At 26.7% G+C, this 16,986-nt stretch carries 13 protein-coding genes; 6 read left to right on the top strand and 7 right to left on the bottom strand.

Going from position 1 to position 16,986, the window contains the following annotated elements:
• Positions 1 to 208: 208 nt before the first annotated feature.
• The 3 genes from T386_RS0100065 to T386_RS0100055 all read left to right on the top strand — a co-directional run bounded on the left by T386_RS0100065 (position 209) and on the right by T386_RS0100055 (position 6,006).
• On the top strand, positions 209 to 790 hold the full coding sequence (locus T386_RS0100065; RefSeq protein ID WP_029513141.1) for a DUF402 domain-containing protein: 582 nt from the start codon (positions 209 to 211) through the stop codon (positions 788 to 790).
• A gap of 63 nt (positions 791 to 853) precedes the next feature.
• Positions 854 to 3,268, top strand: coding sequence for a lipoprotein 17-related variable surface protein (locus T386_RS0100060; protein WP_029513140.1), 2,415 nt, complete (start codon positions 854 to 856; stop codon positions 3,266 to 3,268).
• Positions 3,269 to 3,318: 50 nt separating this feature from the next.
• The gene (locus T386_RS0100055) at positions 3,319 to 6,006 is read left to right on the top strand and encodes a hypothetical protein (protein ID WP_029513139.1); all 2,688 of its coding nucleotides are present in this window, start codon (positions 3,319 to 3,321) and stop codon (positions 6,004 to 6,006) included.
• A gap of 72 nt (positions 6,007 to 6,078) precedes the next feature.
• Here T386_RS0100055 and T386_RS0100050 read toward each other — a convergent pair whose 3' ends face one another.
• The 7 genes from T386_RS0100050 to dnaX form a co-directional block, all read right to left on the bottom strand.
• Positions 6,079 to 7,749, bottom strand: coding sequence for an MBL fold metallo-hydrolase RNA specificity domain-containing protein (locus T386_RS0100050; protein ID WP_029513138.1), 1,671 nt, complete (start codon positions 7,747 to 7,749; stop codon positions 6,079 to 6,081).
• 90 nt (positions 7,750 to 7,839) lie between these two features.
• Positions 7,840 to 8,559, bottom strand: coding sequence for a 16S rRNA (cytidine(1402)-2'-O)-methyltransferase (gene rsmI / locus T386_RS0100045; RefSeq protein ID WP_029513137.1), 720 nt, complete (start codon positions 8,557 to 8,559; stop codon positions 7,840 to 7,842).
• Positions 8,552 to 9,454, bottom strand: coding sequence for a DNA polymerase III subunit delta' (locus T386_RS0100040; RefSeq protein WP_029513136.1), 903 nt, complete (start codon positions 9,452 to 9,454; stop codon positions 8,552 to 8,554). Before T386_RS0100040 ends, rsmI begins: the two co-directional genes overlap by 8 nt.
• Positions 9,454 to 10,101: a dTMP kinase gene (gene tmk / locus T386_RS0100035; RefSeq protein WP_029513135.1), complete on the bottom strand. Its 648-nt coding sequence runs from the start codon at positions 10,099 to 10,101 to the stop codon at positions 9,454 to 9,456. Before tmk ends, T386_RS0100040 begins: the two co-directional genes overlap by 1 nt.
• Before the next feature lie 15 nt (positions 10,102 to 10,116).
• Positions 10,117 to 10,704, bottom strand: coding sequence for a toprim domain-containing protein (locus T386_RS0100030; RefSeq protein ID WP_029513134.1), 588 nt, complete (start codon positions 10,702 to 10,704; stop codon positions 10,117 to 10,119).
• A 1-nt stretch (position 10,705) separates the two neighbouring features.
• On the bottom strand, positions 10,706 to 10,996 hold the full coding sequence (locus tag T386_RS0100025) for a YbaB/EbfC family nucleoid-associated protein (protein WP_029513133.1): 291 nt from the start codon (positions 10,994 to 10,996) through the stop codon (positions 10,706 to 10,708).
• Between the two features lie 11 nt (positions 10,997 to 11,007).
• A complete protein-coding gene (gene dnaX, locus T386_RS0100020) occupies positions 11,008 to 12,846 on the bottom strand; it encodes a DNA polymerase III subunit gamma/tau (RefSeq protein WP_029513132.1) in 1,839 nt (612 codons plus the stop codon).
• 493 nt (positions 12,847 to 13,339) lie between these two features.
• On the opposite strand from dnaX, the gene gpmI reads away from it, so the two are divergent.
• The 3 genes from gpmI to T386_RS0100005 all read left to right on the top strand — a co-directional run.
• On the top strand, positions 13,340 to 14,836 hold the full coding sequence (gene gpmI, locus T386_RS0100015) for a 2,3-bisphosphoglycerate-independent phosphoglycerate mutase (protein WP_029513131.1): 1,497 nt from the start codon (positions 13,340 to 13,342) through the stop codon (positions 14,834 to 14,836).
• A gap of 1 nt (position 14,837) precedes the next feature.
• Positions 14,838 to 15,746 (top strand): Cof-type HAD-IIB family hydrolase, encoded by a 909-nt coding sequence (locus tag T386_RS0100010; protein WP_029513130.1) that lies wholly within the window; start codon positions 14,838 to 14,840, stop codon positions 15,744 to 15,746.
• A 290-nt stretch (positions 15,747 to 16,036) separates the two neighbouring features.
• Positions 16,037 to 16,986: hypothetical protein (locus T386_RS0100005; protein WP_029513129.1), on the top strand; the 950-nt coding region annotated here is incomplete at its 3' end.

Here is a 16,986-nt window from a genome sequence, read left to right as displayed (position 1 = left end):
AAAATTTTATCTGCTAATAGTTTTTGTTTTTTAAATTATAATTTATATGTAAAAATATACATGCGTTGTTTTTAAAATTTCTTTCAATATTACTTATTAATCTCTTTATCTCAGCTGTATTTTTTTATTTACTTCGTATTGATTTATTTATTTTAAAAGCATCCCATAGAGGGAGGTTGGTTTGTCTGAAATAAAAAAAGACAAAAAAATGATCTTTCCAGTGGAGGGATCTATTATTAACATACAAGCATATAAATATGATGGAACTTTATATCGACAGTGAAATGGTGTGAAAGTATTAAGAAACACTGCCAAACATTATGTTCTTTTGATTCATAAAACAAAAGTTAGCGAGCAATTAGAACATAATTGAGTATATAGAGATTATGTTCTGTGATTTATGCCAAAATATTCTATGTTTAATGCTTTAATTTTGCTAAAGCCAAGTAGACAAAATTATTCATATATTAATGTAGCTTCTCATCCAATATATGAAGACAATACAATCAAATTTATTGATTTTGACCTTGATATTAAGGCATATCCTGCAACTGATGTCTCAATAGTAGATAGTGATGAATTCAAACAAAATTCTAAATTGTATAATTACCCACAAATTTTAAAAAAAATGATTGTTGACGCTACACAAGAAGTTGTAAACAAATATGAAAAACAAGAGTATTTTTTTAATAGCGATATTATTGATTACTACATTGCTCTTGCTAAAAAGGATAAATCAATATCCAAAAATTTCAGAGAATCGAAACACAAAAAATACTACAATTTATAAATTTTAAATTTTATAACTAACAATTCAAGAATTTAAATAATAGATAGCATAAAAGGAGTTATGATGAAACCAAAAAAATCGTTGTGAACATTAAATTTATTAGCTATTGCACCTGCTCTTATACCAGCAGGATTAATTAGTGCTGGGTGCAGTAGTAGCAAAATAAGTCATATTAAATCTGTTGATTTATCTTTTAAGAGTCCTGAGTTATTTACTAAAACAGAAATAACAAAAAACGGTATTCAAAAATTAATTGATCATTTAAAACAAAATCATGCAAATGGGTATTCTATTAAGTTTATAAATTTTGTCAAAAATGCCGATAAAACAGCCGAAGACAGACAAAAATTAAAAGTTGAATTTGATATATACAAAGATGGTATGTTAGTTTTAAAAAAAGCATCATGAACAATAAAGAATTTAAAAGATTACAAGAAAAAATGAACATCAAATGAATTAGAAAGACTATATAAATCTATTAAAAATAAAAATAATCTTGTAGCACTTGCAGATAAGAATGTTTTACCATCACAAGCAATATTTAAAATAAATAATTTGTTTGAAAACAAAGATCCTAAAATTAAATTGTCGATTGCTGAGAGAAAAAATAATGACCTAGAAGGTAAAATTTATTTAAAATTACTAATGTCTAATGAAGATGATTCTAATCCTTTTACTATTAATGAACTTATTGAATTTACTGGCTTTAAAAAAAGCAGCGGACAAAATAACAACACTCACAATGATAATAATAAGAAAATAGATCTTAATAAAATAGCATCTGAATTAACGCCTGCTGATTTAGAATTTAAAGATCAAAATTTTATATTACCTTCTAAATATGATCTAGATGCTATATCAATAGATAATAATTCACCTTTTAAGAGCAAATACCCCAACATTGAAATAGTTGTTTCTAATTCAGATGATAATGACCAAGAAGGTATTGCTGAAATATCATTTAAACTTCGTGATACAAAAAATCCACAAAATATATCAAAATCTCATAAACTTGCAATTTCTGGTTTTATGTCATTGAATAAATTGAATACATTGGCTCAAAGGATTCAAACATCTGACTTAAATATTTCTAATAGCAAACAATTGCTTCCTTCTAAATACAATAAAGAAATAGAATTGCAAAAAAATAGCACAATATTGCTTGAAAATCCTAATGTTAGAATTGTTATTATAGAGCAAACAAATGATGATGTTAATGGAATAAAGATATTACAAATTAAATTATTAGATGAAAAAAATCAAATTGAATCAACAACAAATTCTACATTAAATATAGATAATTTTTATTCTAAGACTAAATTTGAAAGTTTATTAAATAACATTAGTGCTGATGATATAGATATCACCCCTAATGCAAATGAATTTGCATCGTTGCCTAATAATCTAAATTTTAAAGCCAATTCTTCATTAATTCAGTTAAATAATAATATGAAGCTTGTTCCAAAAGATGTAGAAATTGATGACAATAATGGTATAGTAAAATTTAACGTAGAGCTATATGACACATTAAATGAAATAAGTACTAGTTCTAAAAAGAGCATTACAATCGAAGGTTTTTTCAATAAAAACGAATTTACAAAATTAGCAAAGAACATTAGTTTCGAGCATTTATCATTTGGTGTGGATAAATCTAACCTGCCAAATTATTATTTAATTAAAAATCTAAAATTAAAAGACAATGCTCCTATTATTCAAAAGTTTTCTAATGCTAAAATTTCTATGCCTACTACACAAATTTCACAAAATTCAAATACAAAATTATCAATATTTAATGAATTTAACAATTTCCGTGTTGAAGATATAAATGTGAACCTTTATAAAAATATTTTTACAAATGATATAGAAAATGTTATAAAAAGCCTCACGATAAATGATTTCGTTATTAATAACTGAAAAAATGGAAGTAAACTGCCAGAAAAATATAAAAACAATGATATTTTATTAAAAAACGAAATATTAAATAAATATCTATCATTAACAGTAACTTCAAAATATATAAATAAGGACGCTCAAAACGACAACACAGCCAGAATTGAGTTTTTATTTGAAAATAAACAAAATAATATTAGTATTAAAAAACAATTTGATTTTCCATGGTTCTTTTCAGCACAAAAATATAATAGTCTAGTTAAGTTAATCAATCAAGATAATATTATTTTGCCTGATTATTTACATGAATTCCATAGTCAATCATCTATAAGATTGCACGGATCACTATTGAAACAAGAATATCCAAACTCAGTATTATACGCATCTATTAAAAACATAGAAAAAGGTGAAACATTCTTTAATTGAAGATACCGTGATACTTACACATACACAGTAGAAATTTATATTATTGATGAAATTTCAACATACATATCAAACTTAAAAATATATTGTGTAATTTATTTTATGGAATATATCAAAGATGAACCAGTAAGATACAAGAGAATTTCAAGTTTTGAAGTGAGATAGGTATTCAAACACATCAACGCTAAAATATAAATTGAGGAGGTTTATTAAAAATGATTAATAAAAGAAAACTTTTAACACTAATACCAGCCGTCACATCTGTTGTAGTTCCCACTTCGATTATTAGTGCCGGTTGTAATAAAAAACGCGATATTATAGATTCTCTAAAATTGGAATTTAAAACTCCACACTTATTTACAAAAAAAGAAATTATAGATTCTGGTATTAGTAATTTTAAAAATTATGTAATACAAAATCACAAAAATGACTATACACTTGAATTTTTAGAATTTGTCAAAAGTCCCAATAAAACTGCCCAAGAAAGAAAAACTCTTACAGTTAGATTTAACATTTTAAAAAATAATAAAATTATTAGTAAGGGTTCAACCTGATATGATGACAAACTCAAAGATTATGAAGATAATTGGACCGTTGAAGAGTTGGAACAGTTATATAATAGCATTGATAATAAAAATAGTTGAGTAACTATTGCTAATAAAAATGTGCTTCCATCACAAGCAGAACTTACAGTAAATAATCTATTAAGTCATAAACAACCAAAAATTAATGTGTCAATAGTCGAAAGATCAAATGATGATTCAAATGGAAAAATCACATATAAATTATTAATTGCATCAGAAAAAGGTTCAGCAAAATTTGTAGTAAATAAATTATTTAATTTAGAAGGCTTTCAATCAAATCAACATGAAATCGAAAAGTCTAAAGACCTTGAAAAACTTAATAAAATTGCAAAAGAATTAACTGCTGATGATCTTCTAATTTCTAATAAGGAATATTGGCTCCCTTCTAAATATGAAGGTGGTATAGTTCTTGCTGAAAATTCTGCTTTTAAATCTAAAAATCCTTCGTTGATTCCGATTTTCAAAATTACTGATTTTGATGATCAAAAAGGAACCATTGAAATAACTTATACTATTCAAGACCTAAAAAAACCAGGGATAATTTCCAACCGTCAAAAACTTTTAATTTCTGGTTTTATGTCTACTGAAAATTTAGATAATTTAGTTAATAAAATAACATTAAAAGATTTAGATATAACTGTTAATAGTGAATTATTGCCTTCAAGGTATAATACAGAAATTAAACTTAAACCAGATAGTGAAATTTTAAAATCCAATCCTAATATTAGGGCATCTGTTAGAAAAACTGATGATGATAATTTAGGATCAGCTTCATTAGAAATTAAATTAGAAGATAAACTAAATATGACTGTATCTTCAAATTATGTTACTTTAAATGTAGATGGTTTTTATTCAATAAATCAATTTGAAAATCTTACTGAAGGTTTAAGTGTTGATGATATTGACGCAACAATTGATGCAAATAAATTACCTTATATACCTAAAGATTTAAAAATAAAAACTAATTCACAATTATTAAGTAAAAACAAAAATATCAATATTATTGTTGAAAATGTTACATTAAATGAAGATGATGGTTTTATGACCGGAGATTTTAAACTCGTTGATACTCTAAACAATATAACAACCAATTCGTTTAAAAATCTAAAAATAGATGGTTTCTTTTCAAAAAATAAACTTATGGCTCTTTTAAATAAATTAACAGCTGATGATATTGATATTCAACCTGATATTAATCAAAACCCATATTTGCCTGATAATATTAAATTGAAAGAAAGTTCTTCAATACTATCTGAAAATGGTAATTTAGTACTTAAAATATCAAATGTAAGAATTGATGCAGGCGATGGCAAAGTTGGCTTTGATGCATCATTATATGATTCTCTTAATGATATAACAACTAATTCATCGGTTTATAAAGAAATTGTCGGATTCTTTAGTACTAATAGATTCAACGAACTTGCTAAACAAATTAGATATGAAAATCTTGCTTTCGATTTAGATAAATCTAATTTGCCTCACTACTATCGCGTTAAAAACTTAAAAATATCTGACTCTTCTATTGCACTTTTAACTAATCATCCAAAATCAAAGATAAAATTAGTTTCAGGTAATGTTTCTAAAAATGCAAAGTTAGAATACCAAATAACTAATGAAGCAACTGGCTATACAAGTAAAACAATACAACTAGATATTTATAAGCAAGTATTGAATAAAGATATCAATGATTTAACTCAAAATCTATCTGTTAATAACTTTGTACTAAATGGATGAAGTAAAGGCACTAAGTTAGCTGAAAATTATAAAAATGGCGACTTGATATTTACAAATGAAATAAGAAATAAATATCCAAATATTAGATTAACCTCAAAATTTATAAGAAAAAATACACAAAACAATGACTATACAGCAGATATAAAATTCACATTAAAAAATACTGATTATAATATTGAAACAAGTAAAACTATTTCAGTGTCATATTTCTTTTCACCAAATAAATTTGAAACTGATGTTAAAAAAATAGTTGTCGATGAACTCAAATTTTCGGAAAATTCACAAGACTATGGTGGTTATGATTTTATTTCATGAAATCTTAACAATAAACCATGAGTATTGATTCACTATCCGTATGCTAAAATAAATATAACGAGTAAACAACATCAGACTATACGTGATGGCTTTGGATTTAGATATCGACATATGTTTGCAATTGGGTTAGAAGTTATAGATCAAACATCTCAATACACTTCAAAAACAAAAATAGGTATGAGTTTTGAATTTAAACTCCGGGGTGATGATTTGACATTTTTAAACAAGCCAATTTCAGATTTAAAAATAAATCAATTTATTATACAATAATAAAATTAATAAAAAATCAAGCATCGCTTGATTTTATTTTTTTGACTGTTTTACAGGCAAATTATGAAAACACTATGATGAAACTAATGTAACAACCACAATTGGTTCTTTGCTAAATGTTTTAAAAATTTTCTTTCTAATTGCTTGTCTACAACTATTTTGAAAGTCTCTAATTCCATCAAATTTTTTTGTATCAATTAAATTTAAAATAGTTGATTTAATCAATTCAAATGCTTCTTTTTTTTCATCTTTGGTAATTACACCAACTGTATTGATTTGTAATTTCCCTATTATTTGTTTCTTGCTTGCATTATATCTAGCTGAGACTAAAACAACACCTTCGCGACCTAAAACTTCTCTTTCATTAATAACTTCTGTGCTAATATCTCCCACGCCAAAGCCATCAACAATAATGTCTCCTATTTCTTTAATTTTACCCCGATAAGAAATCAATTTATCATTATCAAAGTGTACAACTTGTCCATTTTGAAGTAATAATATATTTTTAGGATTAAACTCGCATGAACTAATTATGTGTCTTTGAGAATCTTGTAAATATCTGTATAAACCTTGCACTGGAATTATGTATTCTGGTTTTAAAACACTAATTAATTTTGTTAAATCTTCACGAGCTGGGTGGTGCCTATGGAATTCAAAATTTGATAATTCAGTAATTTTTGGGGTCACTCTAGCAATATCATCAAGAGCAACTGCTTCAATACCTTCAAGACCATTAATTGCTGGAGCAATCATAATAACTGTATCAGTTGGTCTCAGTTTCAAATACACATCATTATTGTCAGTAATTCTTAAAAAACGAGAATGAAGTCTTTCTTTAGTTCCTGTTACTAAAATTACAGCATTTTTTGTCTTGTTTGCATATTTGTAATCAATGATTTTAGGAATTTTTAAATCTGGCTTAACGGTTTTAATTAATGCTAAAACTTCGCCATATGTTTTTCCGTATGTCACAACTGGTCTTTTAGCTTCATAAGCATATTCTAATATTTGGCTAATAGCAAACATTTCTTCATCATATGCACCAATGATTATTCTTTCATCTGGTTTAGCACTAAAAAATGCTTCTTTAACATTTTTGGGCAACATGATTTTATCAGCAGCTCGACCATTGTAATTAGATTTACCAGCGTCAACAATTAATGCTTTAATTTTCCTTTTAGCAAAGAATTTTTTAGGCATCTGTGCTATATCAAGATTTCCATAAATCCCTAGATCTGCTTCAACAAAATTAAACATAAACAAATAATCACCATTTGGAGTAATAAAATCTAAACCTAAATGACCTGGCATTGAACCAGCAAGCTCAATAGGATTAACAAAAATATCTCCTATTTTGGTTGGTTTTTCTAAAATATTAACCTTAATTTTTGATGCATCAATTTTATATTTGCTTAATCTGTCAAGAATCAAGATTTTATTGAATTTAGATGTATAAACTGGAATATTAGGAATTTTCATTAATAATCAAGGTAGTGCACTAAATGATTCATTTTTAACATCTGTAATAAAAACTGCTTGAATTGCTTTTCTGTTTTTAATCAAATAATCAAAATTAGGAATTAATGTATCTATTTTATTCGCTGAATTAATAGGAATTTTAGCTCCACAATTAATAATGTAAATTTTTTTGTCCTCAGCATTATTATTATATGTTTCTAAAATATAACAATTCTTTCCGTTTTCATCTAACCCACCAAGGGCAAAAATATTAATATGACTCATATTTTCCTCCAAAAAAATTATTATATGAAATATAAAAAATTAATTATTTTGTATTTTATCATAATATAAATAGATACTAATTTATATAAATTATTTAACTTTTGAAAATTCAATATATTTGTTTACTTTTACTTTTTTGATTTCTTTAATTTTAGCTACTAGTGTAAATTCACCCTTAGTAGAGCTATTGTGTAATTGATTGATTACTTCTTGTGGCGTTCCACAATAAAACTGCTCATATATTTTCGTCATTTCACGAGCCAAAAATAATTCAATTTGATCTTTTCAAATTGATTCTATTTCCAATAAAAATTTTTCGATTTTATTTGTGGCAACATAAAAAACATACGAATGTTCGCTCTTAAATTCTTTAATTTGATTTAATCTTTGATTCTCTTTTTCCTTAGGAAAACCTAAATAAATAAAAGTATTTGAAAGTCCGCTTAGTGCAAAAGCTGTAATTGCAGCATTAACACCTGGAATAATTTCAATAGGAATATCATTTTTTCTAGCTAATTTAATTAATTCAAACCCTGGATCATTTACAAGAGGCATACCAGCATCTGAAACTAATGCTAAGTTGATATCATCTTTTGTGAGCATTTCAACAATTCCCTTAGCTGAGTCTTTTTCGTTGTCTTTGTTATGCACAATCATTTTCATTTTAATGTTGTAATAGTTTAAAAGTTTAGCAGTTACGCGAGTATCTTCACAGGCTACAATATCAACAAATTTTAAAGTTTCAACTGCTCTATAAGTTATATCAGCAAGATTGCCTATTGGCGTTCCAACGATAAAAATTTTACTCATAAGCCCCCATTATTTTAGTTAATAATCTCTCAGCTTGCAAAAAATAATTTTCATTAGTTTCCACACTTCTTAAAAAGTCTTCTATGGCTTTAAAAATGGCGAAAAAGTCAATTTTTACACCTATTAATTTTTTAGCTAATTTTTTCATATTTGGATTCATAATTACTTTTTTGCTTCATGTTAAAGTGAAAAGGAATTTAAGGCATAAAATTAAAAATAAAAATGTTTCTTTTTTATCTTTTTTACAAAATTGAGTTAAGAATATATATAAATAATATTTATTTTTTAAACTCAATAAAATGGTTTGAACTAACTCCTGTACTAAATCATATGATTCTGGTTTTAGCAATTCCTTAGCTTGTGATATATCAGCAAAAATATAGCTATAAAACTTAGCTTGCTCTTCATTATAACCATTTTGCATAAGCTCTTTTTCAAGTTCTGTATACGATGGTGATTTAATATGAATTACAACTGATCTCGACAAAATAGTTGGCAAAACCAATTTAATTCGATTAGTAGTCAATAAAAAGACTGTTTTACTGCTTGGTTCTTCAATGCTTTTGAGCATGGCATTCAATGCATTACTCGATGCATTATCTATGTTTCTTAATACGATTATTTTGTATGTATTTTCGCTAAAAGGTGACAGAGAACTTGATTCCAAAACAGAAGTAATTTTTTCCTTAGACAAAGTGTCTTTTAAATATAAAACATTAGCAGGTAATGTGTTTTCATCTAGCGACTGAATGTTAGAATTATTTAACTTATTAATAAAATATAAAACTGATTCATCAACATTTATTTTAGGACTAGCGCACAATAAATAACAATGGCTAATTTTGTTTTGTTCAAGAGAATTGTGTAAAATTTTTTCTAAATTTTTATCTATCATTAGTTTTGGTCTCATCAATCTTTAAATTTCTTGTTTTTAAATAATTTATCAAGCACATCATCAAGAATTTTTGGAATAGTTTGTCAGCCATCTATTACAATAAACCTCTTGGGTTCGTCCTTTATTAATTGATTATAAGCATCAATAACTTTTTTATGAAAATTTAAATTCTCTGAATCTAATCTATCAACCACAACTCTTGAAACATTTCTACGATATTCGCTTTGTTCAGGTGTTATTTTTAAATAAATTGTGATGTCTGGAATTGTATTATCAATAACTAATTCTGTAATTTGTTTAACTAATTGAAGGCCTAATCCTCTCGCTACACCTTGGTATGCATAAAAACTATCAATGTATCTATCACATAAAACCAATTTGTTTTCTTTTAAAGCAGGTAAAATAACTTTTTCCACATGGATTCTTCTACTTGCTGTGTAAAGAAGAGCCTCAGCTAATGGCGATAAATTAGATTCATTATCTAAAATAATTGCTCTAATTTTTTCTGCCTCTTTTATATCCTTACCACCAGGTTCTCTGGTTAAAATATATTTAAGATTTGGTTTTAGTTCGATTAATTTTTTAATTAATTCATAAATGATAGTAGTTTTACCGCTGCCATCAGATCCTTCAAAAGTTATAAACATATTATTCTCCGTTAGTTATTTTGTTCTATTTTCAATGGCTTGCTTAATAGTAAAACCATCAATATATTCAATATTTGAATTAATAGGTAAGCCTATTGCCGCTCTCGTTGATTTTATTTTATTTTCATCAAAAATTTGAATAAGTTGTGTCGTTGTAAGCTCACCTTCAAGTGTAGGACTTAGTACTATAATCGCTTCTTTAATATTTTTATTTTTAGCAAAAGTTAATAAATGTGAATAATTAAAATCAGCATTTTGATCTTTTGGCTTCATACTCATTAAATAAGGCAATACATAAAAATAACCGTTAAAAAAGTCTAAATCATAAATTTTTTTAACGCTTTGCACATTTTCAACCACCATCAAAATATTTCATAAATCTGCTCGATCACAATTTACACATTTGCCATTTTCTTCTATAAAATTACACTTTTGGCAAGATTTTAATTTTGATTTAGCTTCTTTAATCTGATCTATTATGGCTACTATTTTTTGATCACTAACTGTTAGCAAATAGTTAGCTAATTTTTCAGCTTGCTTTTTAGTAATGCTGGGTATTGATGATAAAGTTTTAGTTAATTCATCAATGGTTTTAATTTTCATATTAAAAACCTAAACCGCCAGGCATTGCTGGCATAATAGCTGCTAATTCATTGTCAATTGTTTCAAAAAGTTCATTAATAACTAAGAGTATTACATCTTGAAGTATTTCAGGATCTTCAGGGTCTAATAAATCTTTATCTTCTATTTCAATTGAAGTAATTTTTTTGCTTCCTTTGGCACTAACATGAACACCATGTTTTGAAAAACTAAACTCTCGTTCCATAAATTCTTCTTGTTTTTCTTGAAGTTCTTTTTGCATTTTTTGCATTTTTCTAATCATATTTTGATCCATATTTTCTCCTATTATTTAATATTTTTTAATAAATCAAATAGTTGCTTGTTAGCACTAGGTTCTTTTTCGATAATAACATCACCTAATGGTTTAACTTGACTTCTTGCTACTTCAAAATTGGTTTGTATATCTGTAAGTGCTTTAAGACCAATTGCTTTATATTGTTCTTTTTCAAACAATAATAAATGCTTATAGCTTCCAAAGTGGTTTTTTAAAAATTCCTGAATATTTTGTTTATAACAATTTTTTTGTAAATAATTTAGTGCCTGAATATCATTTGATGAAAAAACCAAATAATTTGTGCCAGCTGCTTTAATTGAAACTCTTGAAAGAGCTTTAATTAAATCATCATACGAACCATTTTTATTTTCTTTTAACGAAGAGGTTATGTAATTAAATGTTGACGTGTATGTTCTCAACAGTGACGAATCAGCAAGAACAAGCGCATCGTATAATTGTTCATCAGTGAAAATTGATTTAAATTCTGTTAAATTTTCATATGTTTTATCAAATTTAGGCACTACTTGAATTAATGAATTGTCTTCTTCATCGACATCTTTTAAATCTATTTCCGAAGTGTCGATGATGCCATCATCAACATAATTATCATCAGTATTAATCATTGAATTAGTTAAGATATCATCTTGTACTAAATCATTAATTGTTGTATCAATATTTGACTCGACAAATAATTCTTGCGTTTGATTTAAAACTGTCTCAACATTTTTATGTTTTTTATTATCTAGTTTTGAATCATTCATAATTGGTTTCTCCTTTTGATTTTTTTCATTAGCAGATTTTATTAAGTAAAGTTCTATTAATTGAAAAGGGTCGCTGTTGAAATAATATAAATCTTTAATGAGTTTGTAAATATTTTCTGAAATGGCTAAGGCATATGGCATATCTATTTTTAATAACTTCATTTCATCTAAATCTATTATTTCTAATAATTTAGCATTTTCTGACTTATGATAAATTATATAGTCTTTAATAACTTGCAATAAACCTTCAACGAATTGGCTTGACTCACAGCCGGCATTTCTAAGTTCATCTAATAGTAATATTGCTTCCTTAACATTGCCTTCATAAAGTAAATTCACCATTTTTATTAGATTATCATTAGACACTACACCAAAAGCATACATAATATCAGCCAACTTTAAATTACCGTTTCCGTATGCTATTGCCTGATCTAAAATTGATAAAGCATCACGCATTCCACCAGTTGCTAATCTAGCAATATAATTTATTGCCTTAGGTTCATATTTAATTTTTTCAGCTTGTAAAACATCAACAATTTGCTTAGCTAAAATATCATTAGTAATCTTCCTAAAATTGAATCTTTGAACTCTTGATAATATAGTTAAAGGTATCTTTTGTGCATCTGTTGTGGCCAGAATGAAAACAGCATGAGCAGGTGGTTCCTCAAGAGTTTTTAATAAAGCATTAAAAGCACCTTTGGAAAGCATATGAACTTCATCAATGATATAAATTTTATAATTTCCAACCGAAGGTAAATGCTGAATTTTCTCCCTTAACTCTCTTATAGAATCAACACCATTATTAGAAGCAGCATCCATTTCTATGATATCTATACTTTGATTAACAGTACTAGCACACATATCACATAACTTTGTATAATCATCATTGTTATGATAGCAATTAATAATGCTTGCAAAGATTTTAGCCACTGATGTTTTACCAACACCTCTTGGGCCATTGAATAAATAAGCATGACTAATTTTTCTAGTTTTAATGATGTTTTTTAAAGTTTTAATAATGTGGTCTTGGCCTTTAACATCATCAAAATTTCGTGGTCTATATTTCCTATACAGTGCTTTATAATCCATATGGCCCCTTTCATTAAATTTCTATTAATATTAATACTTAATATCATGTATCAATATTATAACTATTATATAGACAACAGCAATTATAAATATTAGGATTTTTACGCTTACATGTGGTAAAAATCTTTAATTGTTTCATTTAAAAAATTTGATCATTAGCTAAATTATTTTTTTAAAATTCATATAGAGAAACTAATTTTAAATAAATTTAAAAATAATTAGTTTTTTTCTTTTTCGCCTTTAAAACAGCAAAAATAGAAAAATTTCTTTTAAAAAGACTAACATTGATTTTTTAGATTTAGATCGCAGATAAACTAAAAAAGTTAGTTTTTAATAATAGAAATAAATGAATGTTTTTCCTTTTTTAATATGTATGACACATATGAAAATATAACCACTATTAATACTTAATTTGAATTTATATATAGGTATTGTTTTTTTATTAATATAAAATTTTAATATTTATTAGATTTGCTGTATTTTCGGAGGAAAAATGAAAAAAACTATTTTGATGATAATTGACGGTCTTGGCCTAAGAAATGAGACACAAGGCAACGGTTTTAAATTAGCTAAAACACCAACATTTGATAAACTTTTTAAAGAGTATCCTAACTCTATAATTCAAGCTAGTGGCGAATATGTAGGATTGCCTGATGGCCAAATGGGAAATTCGGAAGTTGGGCATTTAAACATTGGAGCAGGAACTGTTGTATACACTGGTCTAACATTAATTAATAAAGCTTTAAAAGATGGAACTTTTGAAAAAAATAAAGTTTTTAATGAAGTTTTTGCAGATGTAAAAAACAAAAATTCAACACTTCATTTAATTGGACTACTAAGTCCAGGAGGTGTTCATTCGTTAGAAGACCATTTGTTTAAATTAATTGATATGGCTTATAATTTTGGCATTAAAAATTTATCTGTTCATGCAATTGGAGATGGGCGTGATGTAGCTCCTAAATCCATTTTAAATTCGCTTCATAAATTACAAGAACAATGCAATAAATATGGTTATAAAATAGCCACTATTGGCGGCAGATTCTATGGTATGGATCGTGATAAAATGTTTGATAGAGTTGAAAAACATTATGATGCTGTATTAGGCCATTCTAAGAATACATTTGATAACGTTATTGACTATGTGCAATCGCAATATGATGCTAACATCAGCGATGAATTTTTCATTCCAGCATGTAATAATCATGCAAATTTTATTAAAGACAATGATTCAATTATTTTCTTCAATTTCCGTCCTGATAGAGCAAGACAATTAACTCATTTATTTGTGCATTCAAATCTTTATCCTAATAAAGCAAAAAATCAAGTTAAGATTTCTAAATTTGCCTCAATGATGAAATATGAAGGTATTGATACGCTTGTTGCTTTTAACGAAATGGAAATTACAATGCCTATTGGTAGAGTGCTTGAAAAAGCCGGAAAATCACAATTAAGACTTGCTGAAACTCAAAAATATGCTCATGTTACTTACTTTATGGATGGTGGTGTTGATGTTGAATTCAAGAATTCTAAAAGAATTATGGTTCCTTCATTAACAGTTGAAAGCTATGCTGATGCGCCACATATGTCTGCTGAGGGTATTACTAATGAATTGCTTGCTAATTGTTTAAATTATGATGTTACAATAATGAATTATGCTAACCCTGATATGGTTGGACACACCGGTAATTTAAAATCAACTATCGAGGCTGTGGCATTTTTAGACAGTCAAATTAAAAGAGTTATTGATTTTGCTCAAAAAAATAATATAACTGTATTCATAACTGCTGACCATGGCAATGCTGAAATTACCGAAGATACTAATGGCAATCCAGCTACAAAACATACATCAAGTCCAGTAATGTTAATTTGTAGTGATAAAAATGTCAAATTAAGTAATGGTAAATTAGCTAATATTGCACCAACAGTGCTTGAATATATAGGCATCCCACGTCCAAAAGAAATGGACGAGCCATCACTTTTAAGGAAATAAAATGAAAATAAAAAGAATTATATTTAGTGATGTTGACGGCACCATCCATACCTATCCTGATAAGAAATCAATGCCTGATACAAAAGTGGATATATTAAATGCTGTTAATAATGATAATGTGAAATTTGTCTTAAACACTGGCAATCCACTCTTACCTAAATTGATTTCAATGGCTAAGGAACTAAATTCAGAATATATTATTTGTGCTAATGGTGCAGCTATATATGATGTTAAAAATGAACATTATATATATGAATCAAAATTTGAGCCTAAAACTGTTGTTAAAATTTTTGACATAATAAAAAATGCTAATCAAACATCATGTTTCTTTGGAAAACTTGGATACCATCTAGTAACAAATGATCAAAAATCAGCAGAATTTTTAACTGAATTTTTTGAATTTTCAAATTGAGAAGATGAAAAAAATCAACCGAAGGAAAATATATACAAGATTGAAATTTATCCTGATTTAAAAATGAAAGAATGACTTGTAAAACAACTAAAATCATTAGATGATAAGATTGATTTAGCTGTTATGGAACATCATATTGAAATAACCCCGCAAAACATAAATAAAGGTACAGGCGCGTTGTGATTATGTAGTTATTTAGAAGCTGATCCTGCATATTGTATGAGTATTGGTGATAGCAATAATGATTTATCAATGCTTTCTGTAATCGGCTTTTCTTATGCTATGGATAATGGTTCTTATGATGTTAAGAAAACAGCAAAATATTACACAAGCGATGTATTACAAAATGGTTTAGGTGAAGCAATTAAAGATTATATTTTTAGAACAAAAATTGATATTTTAAAACAAGAGAACATAGATAAAGCACAAAAACGAGCTATTAAAGAAGACAAAAACCAATTTTACAGAGAAAAAGCAAAACAAGAAAAAAGCAGTTAATTTTTTACTAATTAATCTGTTTTATAGATAAATATTAAAAATAGACAAAGTGATAAGACTTTGTTTTTTAATACTATTTTTATATGAAAAACTTGAAAATTGCCGATTTTTAGCATTTTTTAGTGTAAAAAAGCAATAAAACATGAAAGAAAATAATTAATTTATTTTTCTTTTTAGTTTGTTTTATAGTAAAAAAATAAAAATATAAGTAAATTATTAATAAAAATGTAACATAAATATAAATTTATTTATAATATTTATTATAAATATTATTTAAGAAAGGATTATTTATGGGCAAAACACAAACATTTTCATTTAACTCAAATAATAGTAGAAATAAAAAAAATAACGAATATAAAAAACCATTTTTTAGATGAAAATCATGACTTCAATATATGAATTTAAAGAAAATTTGAGGCATTTTGGGGCTTTGATTCTCATTATCAGTTATTTTTTTATCAGCATTTGGGGTTTCAATTTGGCAAATTATTGCTAATGCTGCGCCTGTGTTTAATACCGGAATAGTTATAGCGTTCATTTTATTAGCAATTATTGTCCTACCGATCGGTCTATCGTTTTTATTTTGAGGGATTTTTAAAATAGTTTTATGAACCGCTAAAAGAACTGATGTTTTATACATAGCTCAAAAACTACTTCTTACTGCTATTTGTTTAAATTTCTTCTTTATTTTCTTTCTAGCATCAATAAACAAAAAAGAAGATAATTTAAGTGATACTAAAAACTTTAACATTAGAAAACAAAAACAAACCAATACATATAATTACAACCCTACTTATGGTAATGAAACTAGAACATTCTCACTTACATCACAATTTACAGCTGAAAATGACCAAAGTGCAACCAAACACTACACAACTGAAAGCCAATCATCAACATCAAAATCTAATTTATATGACACTTCATATCAACAAAATCAACAAACAAAACCTACTAATTCTCAATCTGGTTTCCAACAACCAACTCAAATATTTGATATAAATCCTCAAGCTCAACCACAACAACCAACTCAGTCGGTTCAATCTCAATCTAATAGCCAACCACAAAATACTCAAACATTTAACACTAGTGCACAACCACAACAACCCGTGCCCCCAAGAAATCCACAACCTAATTTCCAACAACCTCAAGCTCAACCACAACAAAACACACAAGCATTTAATATTGGAATGAATCAACCGCAAAGACCAATGGGACCTCAACAACCTATGCCACCAAGAGG

It is taken from the genome of Mycoplasmopsis primatum ATCC 25948 (genome assembly GCF_000702785.1).
Taxonomy (GTDB): Bacteria; Bacillota_I; Bacilli_A; order Mycoplasmatales; family Metamycoplasmataceae; genus Mycoplasmopsis; species Mycoplasmopsis primatum.
Note: the sequence above shows the minus strand (reverse complement) of the source record. Positions and strands in the feature narration are given on the sequence as shown.